At 66.3% G+C, this 9,127-nt stretch carries 6 protein-coding genes and 1 pseudogene; 6 read left to right on the top strand and 1 reads right to left on the bottom strand.

Annotated elements, in window-relative coordinates:
• Nucleotides 1-1,037 precede the first annotated feature (1,037 nt).
• A complete protein-coding gene (locus ABZT17_RS44295) occupies nt 1,038-1,451 on the top strand; it encodes a hypothetical protein (protein ID WP_356357859.1) in 414 nt (137 codons plus the stop codon).
• Between the two features lie 86 nt (nt 1,452-1,537).
• Here the strand turns inward: ABZT17_RS44295 and ABZT17_RS44290 are convergent, their stop codons facing one another.
• Nucleotides 1,538-1,714: a hypothetical protein gene (locus tag ABZT17_RS44290; RefSeq protein ID WP_356357858.1), complete on the bottom strand. Its 177-nt coding sequence runs from the start codon at nt 1,712-1,714 to the stop codon at nt 1,538-1,540.
• 241 nt (nt 1,715-1,955) lie between these two features.
• Here ABZT17_RS44290 and ABZT17_RS44285 point away from each other — a divergent pair, with 241 nt between their 5' ends.
• From ABZT17_RS44285 to ABZT17_RS44265, 5 genes and pseudogenes are all read left to right on the top strand, one after another.
• Nucleotides 1,956-2,255, top strand: a complete 300-nt coding sequence (locus ABZT17_RS44285; RefSeq protein WP_356357857.1) for a transposase — start codon at nt 1,956-1,958, stop codon at nt 2,253-2,255.
• Entirely contained in the window at nt 2,252-3,139 is an 888-nt protein-coding gene (locus tag ABZT17_RS44280) for an IS3 family transposase (RefSeq protein ID WP_356357856.1), read from the top strand. The genes ABZT17_RS44285 and ABZT17_RS44280 overlap by 4 nt, the downstream gene beginning before the upstream one ends.
• A gap of 631 nt (nt 3,140-3,770) precedes the next feature.
• Nucleotides 3,771-5,492, top strand: a complete 1,722-nt coding sequence (locus tag ABZT17_RS44275; protein ID WP_356357855.1) for a pentapeptide repeat-containing protein — start codon at nt 3,771-3,773, stop codon at nt 5,490-5,492.
• Nucleotides 5,493-6,204: 712 nt separating this feature from the next.
• Nucleotides 6,205-7,284: a MerR family transcriptional regulator gene (locus tag ABZT17_RS44270; protein WP_356357854.1), complete on the top strand. Its 1,080-nt coding sequence runs from the start codon at nt 6,205-6,207 to the stop codon at nt 7,282-7,284.
• A 674-nt stretch (nt 7,285-7,958) separates the two neighbouring features.
• Nucleotides 7,959-9,032, top strand: a pseudogene (locus tag ABZT17_RS44265) (IS1380 family transposase); the annotation flags it as partial.
• Nucleotides 9,033-9,127: the final 95 nt, after the last annotated feature.

The raw sequence follows: 9,127 nt of genomic DNA, 5'->3' as shown, positions 1-9,127 counted from the left end.
TTGGCCACAAGTAAGCAACAGCGGCAAGAAGTTGCTGCCGCTGACGGTCAAGAAGGACGCTTCGACCAGCGGTCACGCGCACTGACGTGAGTGAGGCGTTGCGGCGGATCGTGGAGGCGCTGGAGGACGGCAGCGAGGAAGAGGCCGCTGCCGTCCTGAGGGCACTCGGTGCGCAGTCTGGACGGCAGACGACCGTGCAGGATGCGCCGAGGACGCCTCTGCCGCCGCCTGGAGGCTCTTCGGTCATCCACTCCGAGGTGGAGTGGGTCTAGGGGCTGACAAGGCCTGAGGGGCGCGATCCGCGACGGCAGCCGCTCGCCCGTATGGCTGCCGCCAACTCGCGAGAGGATCCAGGGCTTCCTAGCGTGGCGATGTCCGCTACGAAGGAGGCCGACATGCCGCCGAGTCAGCCACCGACGGGGGAGCCGGAGGGAAGCGGTCCGCAGTGGGGGCGCCCGAGCGAAGGCAGCCAAGTACCTCCTGGAGGGTGGGGGCCTCCTCCCGCGCCGCCGCAGAAGAAGGGCCGGGGTCGTGCGTGTCTGTGGGGGTGCCTCGGCGCCCTGGCGGCAGTGGTCGTCATCGTCGTGATTGTGGTGGTGATCGCGGTCGGGACGAGTAACAGTCCCAGCCATCCGCCATCGGCTGACGTGAAGGTCACGTCATGTGCAGTGGACTCGACAACTCGGTTGCCCACGGCTGGGTTGGAGATTCACAACCATACTTCGAAGGCCTCGACGTACGGGGTCACTGTCGAATTCGACGCTCCGAACGGGACTCGTGTGTCAGAAGGGGCGGCGCTGTCGTTGACGGTTGCGTCGGGTCAGAAGGTGAAGACCACGGCAGGTGGTTCGGACCAAGTCACACAGAAGGTGAAGTGCAAGGTGACGAAAGTGAATCGGATCGTGGGCTGACGATGGGATGAAGGCTCAGGGCGGACCCAGGTCAGGTGGCGCGGGATGTGAGCCGCCTGGGTCTCCTTTCGGTCATATCCCTCGCGGGCCGCATGATTCGCTAGCCCCGTAGCCACGATTACTGGCATGGCGACTTCGGGGGCGAGAAGCAGTCGGTTCGGTGGTTTGGAGCAGTGGTGGGGAGTCCTGGCCGCGGCGCTTCTGATCGCGGCATGGATCAATGAGGCGGCCGGCCCAGTGGTGATCGTCACCCTGTCGGCGTTGGTCCTTCTCTGGTCCTTCTTCCAGGCTCCGGTGACCTGCGGGGCACCAGTCCGAGGACGGACCGACGGCTGTCGTAACAACGCTACTGGCATCCTCATGGGTTGCCACATCCATCAACACCGCTGGCAGAAGCTCAAGATGCTGATCTTCCGGCGGCGAGTCCGCGAGTTCTGCTCTGGGTTGTTCTCAGACGGCAAGGCCGCCCTCGTCACCCTCGCAGCGCTGGGAAGCTTCCTTTCCGGGCTGGTGGCTCTGATTCCAGGTGTCGCTGTCTAACGCGACCGCATAGGCCTTCGATGCTCGCCAACTAGCAGGGGAGCGAGGGCGATTCGCTGTCGACCACCGAGGCGGGTGTGTTGCTTCTACTGCGGGTAGCCCTGTTCGCCCATGCACTGCTTGAAGATCTTCTCGTGCATGGTGGCGCTGTAGGCATCGGTGAGGGTGTCGAGTGACTGGTCGCCAGTGTTGCTACCGCTGGGGTAGGCCTGGTCGGCGACTGTCTCGCAGTGGGCGCGCGCCTCGGTCTCGGTGAGCTGCACCTGGGGGTTGCTGGGGATGCCAGCGGTTCCGATGGCGTCTTGCTCGTCCTTGCCGTCTTTCCCTGCTGGTCCGGTGAGGCCGATCGGTCCGGGTGGACCAGCTGGTCCGGGAGGACCTGAGGGGCCGGCGCGGCCGGGCTGGCTGGCTTTGTGTTCCAGGTTGCTGATCTGTGTGAACCTTCCCCTTGATCGTGGACACCTGGAGACTGGGATCTTGAGGTTCCAGAGGAAGTAGCACCAGGTGGGAAGCAAGTACACGAAGCGGTACACGGAGGAGTTCAAGCGGGACGCGATCGCGCTCGTCGACGCCTCGGGCAAGACGGTCACCGCGGTGGCCCGGGAGCTGGGCATCAGTTCCGAGTCCCTGCGCGGCTGGTACCGCAAGGCCAAGGCGGACCGGAGCGAGGGCACCTCCGGCGAATTGAGCAGTGCCGAGCGCGAGGAGCTCAAGCGGCTGCGGCGGGAGAACCGTGAACAGCAGCAGACGATCGAGATCCTGAAAAAAGCGACCGCCTTCTTCGTGAAGGAGAACGACCGGTGAGCGCGTTGTACCGGTTGATCCATGCGGAGAAGGCGAACTACCCGATTGTGCTGCTCTGCCGGGTGCTGCACGTCGCCCGCTCCTCCTACTACGCGTGGCGCGAGGGCGAGGCCGCCCGCCAGGCCCGGCAGGCCGACGACGACGCGCTCGCCCACGAGATCACGGTGCTGCACATCGCCTCGCACCGCACCTACGGGGTCCCGCGCATCCACGCCGAACTGCGGCGGCTGGGACGGCGGGTGAACCGCAAGCGCGTCGCCCGCGTGATGCGCGAGCGCGACATCCAAGGCGTCACCCGACGCAGGCGCCGCTCGCTGACCCGGCCCGACAAGAAGGCGAAGCCGGCCCCGGACCTGATCGGCCGCGACTTCCATGCCGAGCGGCCCGGGATCAAGCTGGTCGGCGACATCACCTGCCTGCCCACCGCCAAGGGCTGGCTCTACCTCGCCTGCTGGCTGGACCTGGCCACCCGCGAGGTCGTCGGCTATGCCATGGCCGACCACCACCGCGCCGAGCTCGTCGTCGATGCCCTCGACATGGCCCACGGCCGAGGGAACCTGGAGCCCGGCTGCGTGATCCACAGTGACCGCGGCAGCGAATACACCTCGGCCCAATTCCGCTCTCGAATACGCGAGTTGGGGTTGCAGGGCAGCTGCGGACGCACCGGATCATGCTTCGACAACGCCGCCGCGGAGAGTTTCTGGGCCCTGCTCAAAGAAGAGATCGGCACCCGTATCTGGCCCGACCGGGCAACCGCCCGCGCCGAGGTCTTCACCTTCATCGAGACCTTCTACAACCGCCGCCGCCTGCGCAAACACAAGACCTTCGGCTACCTCACACCAGCCGAGACCAGGCAGCGGCACCAACACACCCTCGCGGCATAACCGACGAGTGTCCAAGATCACGGGGAAGCTCCAGTGTCTGCTGGACGATGAGTGCGGTGGATTGTGCGGCGAGGACGGCGATGAGGACGCCCGTGAGGATGAGGTGTCTCCGCGATCTTCGCGCGGGTGTGGTGTCGCTGCTCATGTACCCCCCAAGGTGTGTGGCGAAAGTGTAAGGGGGGTGTGGCGACACTATGGCGTTGTGATCGAGGCCTCGCTCGTCTGCCTTGAGCCACGTTCTCCGGTTGAGGCAAGACTGTGCGTAGCGCCAACGGCTGACGCTGACCGTCGGCCTGTGGGAGGAATTAGGTTCGCGGAATGACCGAATGTCCTTGTGGCCACTGAACAAGGTATTTGTGGCGTGTTCCCGCAGCTGAGCGCAACTGGTCGACCCCCTCGGTCGTCTCTTCTTGGTATGGCTTCCCTGCCCCTGCCCACCGCAGCCCCGCCACCCTGGCCCCACTGCGCTCAGGGCGTCGGCCCCGATGATTCGGTCGACTGCCGCGGTCACCGGATCGAGCCCCATGGGCGATGCCTGCGCCATCTAACCGACCGCGAACGCACTGCTTACTTCAACGACCTTGGCCCTGGCAGTGCCGTGGACCACCGCGGCACGGAGCTGGACACTCTCTTGCTCACGCAGCTGCTGGATGCCCTCCGTGATCCCGTCACCAGAGGTGTCCGACTCGGTCGTGCCGACTTCCGGTCAGCGACTTTCGCGGGCACCGCCGACTTCCGGTCGGCGATCTTCGAAACCGACGCCGACTTCCGGTCTGCGACCTTCAAAGGCACTGCCAACTTCGTGTCGGCCACCTTCAAGAGCAACGCCTGGTTCGGGTCGGCGGCCTTTGAGGGCGTCACCTGGTTCGAAATGACGATGTTCACGGGCGTCGCCGGGTTCGCATCTGTGACCTTCAAGAGCGACGTTGCGTTCGTGTCGCCGACCTTCGAGGGCTCTGCCCGGTTCGAATTGACGACTTTCGAGGGCTACACCGACTTCCGGACGGCGAGTTTCAAGGGTGATGCTCGGTTCAGGTCGGCGATCTTCAAGGGCGACGCCCGGTTCACATCAGTGCTCTTCCAGGACGCAGTCTTCAAGTCGGCAGTCTTCGAGTGCAACGCCTGGTTCAGATCGGCGATCTTCGGGGGTGACGCTCGATTCGGGTTGGCGATCTTCGAGAGCGACGCCGACTTCCGGTCGGCAATCTTCAAAGGCAACGCCCGGTTCACGTCAACGGTTTTCAAGCGATCGGCCGGTATGGGGCCGCTGGTATGCGCAGGGCAGGTGACGCTGTCGGGGGCGGTGTTCGGCGGCCCCGTAACCGTCGCGATCGCTGCGAGACGCCTGGAGTGTTGGCGGACGCATTGGTCGTCAACGGCCGCGTTACAGCTGCGGTACGCCACGGTCGACTTCGCCCACTCGGTCTTCGAACACCCGCTCACGATCGTTGCGGAGCCCGACCTCTTCCGCCTCTCTGACGGGACGTCGGTAGACGAACAGGTTCTCTCCAATGAATCCGATGCCACGGTCTGGGTGGCCTCGCTTCGAGGCGTGGATGCTGCCCACCTAGTCCTGGCCGACGTCAACTTGTCGCGCTGCCTGTTCACCGGGACTGTCCACCTGGACCAGCTTCGGTTGGAGGGCACGTGCTCGTTCGAAGGCGTCCCGCCTCGTGCGCACTGGCGGAACGGGCGCCCCGTGCGCTTCACGCAGCGCCGCACCCTAGCTGAGGAACACCACTGGCGTGCGGGTCGACCGAGGGCGGTCCGGGGGTGGAACACGGCTGTGTTCGGCACCGGGCACGTCGGGCCTGCGCAGCTGGCACCTGTGTACCGGGCTCTGCGTAAGTCGTTCGAGGACGCCAAGAACGAGCCGGGGGCTGCCGACTTTTATTACGGAGAGATGGAGATGCGGCGCCATGACTCCGGTACCCCCCGCGCCGAGCGCCGCCTGCTCGCCGCCTACTGGGCGCTCTCCGGCTACGGGTTGCGGGCCACCCGCGCTCTCGTGTGGCTACTGCTGGCCATGAATGCGACGTTGCTGGCGATGATGCTGTGGGGCCTGCCCGCGGATTATCCCAAGCCGGTCTCGACGGGGAGGGTGACCGGCCAGGACATCCAGCTCACCACCGACACCCCCAACCCGGCCAATCCCACCGGCCCGCTACAGGAACGGATATCGAGCGGGCGGTTTGAGAAGGGCCTGCGCGTGGTGATCAACTCGGTGGCCTTCCGCTCATCTGACCAGGACCTCACTACCGCCGGCACCTACATCGCAATGCTCTCCCGCCTTACGGAGCCAGTCCTCTTCGGTCTGGCCGTCCTCGCGGTCCGCAGCCGGGTGAAGCGATAGCAATTCGGTGGCACGGTCGAGTTCAAGGCCCCGGACGGAACGTGCGTGGCGGAGGGGGCGGCTGCGTCCTCGACTGTTGGGTCCGGCGAGACGGTGAGCGGCTCGGCTGTCGGTTCGGGACAGGTCACGCAGAAGTGACGTGCGAGGTGACGAAGCGAACCAGATCGCAGGCTGACGGTGCGCACTGGCGCTCCCATGACGCCACCCGCACCGGTCGTTTTCCTTAGCACCGTGTCCGCAGATGGATACTTGGCCACAAGTAAGCAACAGCGGCAAGAAGTTGCTGCCGCTGACGGTCAAGAAGGACGCCCCGACCAGCGGTCACTCTCACTGACGTGAGTGAGGCGCTAGCGCGGATTGCTGATGCCCTGGCGGCGGCGAGCGAAGAAGACGTAGCCGCTGCCTTGGCAGCTGTCGGCGCCTCTGGGCGTCAGCAGTCGACACCCCAGCGCAGGTCTCAGACGCCCTTGCCGGGGCCTGGAGGCTCTTCGGACATCTACTCGGTGGTGGAGTGGGTCTGAGCTCGCCATGGGCCTCTGTACGGCGATGCGACCTTCTGAGCCCCTTCCCTGATCGGAGGGGGCTCAGCCGGTTTTGGGCCCTCGACAGTGGCTGGGGTGCGGCCCTCTTCTGCTGATACGAGGCCTGCGTGCGGGATCCGCTCGGGAGCCGGGTTGACCCTCGACCTTGTTTAGGGACCAACGTGCTGGGTGTGGAGGACGACATGCGCAGCATTGGCGAGATGGCCCGTGACAGCGGCCTGGGCGTGAGTGCCCTGCGGTTCTATGACCGTGCCGGTGTGTTGGTCCCGGCCTGGGTGGATCCGGTGAGCGGTTATCGCTGGTACGAGCCCGAGCAGCTGGAAGAGGCCCGGGTGCTGGCCCGCTTGCGCCGGGCCGGGATGCCGCTGGCGGATATCCGGCTGGTGCTGGCGAGCTGGTCCGGCGCGGACACCGATCTGGTCGGGAAGCTGCTCAGGGCGCACCTGTGTCGTCTCGAACAGGGGCTGTCCGATGCCCGCAGGGAGTTCTCCGCGCTGCGAGCACTACTCGATCACCGGGAGAATGTGATGACTTCGTTCCGTATCGCCACTGTCCAGATGTCCATCGCCGCGCCCGAGTTGGCAGCTGCGCTGGACACGGTTCGCTTCGCGGCGAGCACCGACCCGGAGCTGCCGATGCTCGGCGGGGTCCTGTTCGACATCGAGGGCAACAGCCTCCATGTCGTGGCCACGGACCGGTACCGAATGGCTGTCGCGCAGGCCGGCATCGGTGGGTACGACGGGAGCCGAGTGCAGGTCATCGTGCGGACTCCGCTCGTCGACGCCATGCGGGCGCTGTTGGACGGCGAGGGGCCCGTGCGGCTCTCCGTCGACGGTGACCGCGTGACACTGGAGGCCGGGGACAGGCAGGCGGCCGGTCAGTGCCTTGACCATGACTTTCCCGACTACCGTCGTCTCCTCCCCGCGGCCGGCGAGCGCCGCGCCCTCATCGAGGTGGCGGCCTTCCGGAAGGCCCTGGAGACCGGTCCTGTCCGTTCCGACGAGGCCGGAGCGCATGACCTCAGCGTGCTCAGGGTGGAGGACGGCGGCACGGTGACCCTCTGTGCTGATGGTGACGACGGCCCGAACTGCGTCGCAGTCAACCGTGAGTTCCTGCTGGACGCGCTGGCCGCCGGAGCCAGGGACCGACTGATTCTGGAGCTCGTTGCCCCCACGGTGCCGATCGCGATCCGTCGACCCGACGACGAGGGCACCTTCTCGATCCTGATGCCGGTCCGTCTGGATGACTGACGGAACGTTGACCCGGCCCGGCCCGACCAGACCAACCGGACGGAGCCGGATCAGGGTGTTGGGGAACCCACTGGGGGAGACAGATACGTTGTCGTCCTAGCGGGACGTGCGTCAGATGTGGACCCTGACTTGCTGGACTGGATGTCCGAGTACGTCCGCAGATGGACACTTGGCCACAAGTAAGCAACAGCGGGAAGAAGTTGCTGCCGCTGACGGTCAAGAATGCTGGTCAGGCGCCCGCTGCCGGTGGTCACGAGCACTGACATGAGTGAGCCTCTTGCGCGGATTGCTGAGGCCCTGGCGGGGGCGAGCGAGGACGATGTAGTCACCGCCCTGGCCGCTGCCAGCGCCTCGGCGCGGCGTCCGTCAACGGCGCAGCGCGGGCCTCAGACGCCCTTGCCAGGGCCTGGAGGCGCTTCGGACATCCGCTCAGTGGTGGAGTGGGTCTGAGTCGCCGTAGGGCTCCTGTGGGACAGCGAAGGCTGTGAGTCCCCCCGACGATGGTTGGAGGGGACTCACAGCGTCTTGCGAGGGTCGGAGCGGCCGCTCTAGCCTCGGGCTTTCGCGAGGTGGTCTGTCCGAGGCTTGATCACAAACGCGAGAAGTGCTCCTGACCTGGAACGATAGGACTTGTCGAGGGTCCAGATCGTGCCGTGGAAAGAAGCACTTCTCAGGTGAAGAAGCGTATCGGGTCGTACCCGCGTGTCCGCGTTGAGGGCAGCGGTCGTGGAGTGGTCTCGCAGGCCGGGGCCGTGCTGCTGGTGGAGACGGTCCGTAAGACGGGTCTGGATACCGCGATATCGGCGGCTCTGGCACCCTGGCGCAAGCCGCGGGCGGTGCACGATCCCGGCAAGATCCTGCTGGATGTAGCGCTCGCGGTCGCCCTCGGCGGCGACTGCCTGGCCGACGTCGGCATGCTGCGGGCCGAGCCGGCCGTGTTCGGGCCGGTGGCCTCGGACCCGACAGTCTCCCGGCTGATCGACACACTCGCAGCGGGCGGCCAACGCACCTTGAACGCGATCCGCAGTGCCCGATCCCAAGTACGCCAACATGTATGGAAGTTGGCAGGGCAGACGGCGCCGGATGCGACCGGTTCTGTGACCGTGGACCTGGACGGCGTCCTGGTGATCGCGCACTCCGACAAGGAAGACACGGCTGCGACCTGGAAGAAGACCTTCGGCCACCACCCGCTGATGGCCTTCGTCGACCACGGCACGGGCGGGTCCGGCGAACCGGTGGCAGGTCTGCTCAGGCCCGGAAACGCGGGCAGCAACACCGCCGCCGATCACATCACGACCACCCAACTGGCCCTGGCCCAGCTGCCCAAGTCCCATCGGCGCGGGCGCCGGACGCTGATCCGCACCGACTCCGCGGGCGGCACCCACGAGTTCGTGGCCTGGCTCGCGCAACGTGGACGGTGGCTGTCGTATTCGGTCGGCATGACCATCACCGACACCATTCACCAGGCCGTACTCAAGGTGCCGCTCGCGGCATGGACGCCGGCCGTCGAGCCCGACGGAGAGATCCGCGACGGGGCCTGGGTCGCCGAAGTCACCGGCGGCATGCTCGACGGCTGGCCCAAGGGCATGCGGCTGATCGTCCGGAAGGAACGACCGCACCCCGGTGCCCAGTTGAGGATCACAGATGCCGACGGCATGCGGATCACGTGCTTCGCCACCAACACCACCGGCCAACCCATCGCCGAGCTCGAACTCCGCCACCGCCTGCGGGCACGGGCCGAGGACCGCGGGGCCTTCCCCGTGATCGTGGACACCGATTGTCATGCGGCGGTGGCCAGCGTAGTTGATCGCTGTTCGTAGGTGATCGGGCTGATCTGGCCGAG

Origin of the sequence: Streptomyces sp. NPDC005648, from assembly GCF_040605395.1 — a bacterium.
Taxonomy (GTDB): domain Bacteria; phylum Actinomycetota; class Actinomycetes; order Streptomycetales; family Streptomycetaceae; genus Streptomyces.
The sequence above is the reverse complement of the archived record's forward strand: the minus strand, read 5'-3'. Positions and strand labels throughout refer to the sequence as shown.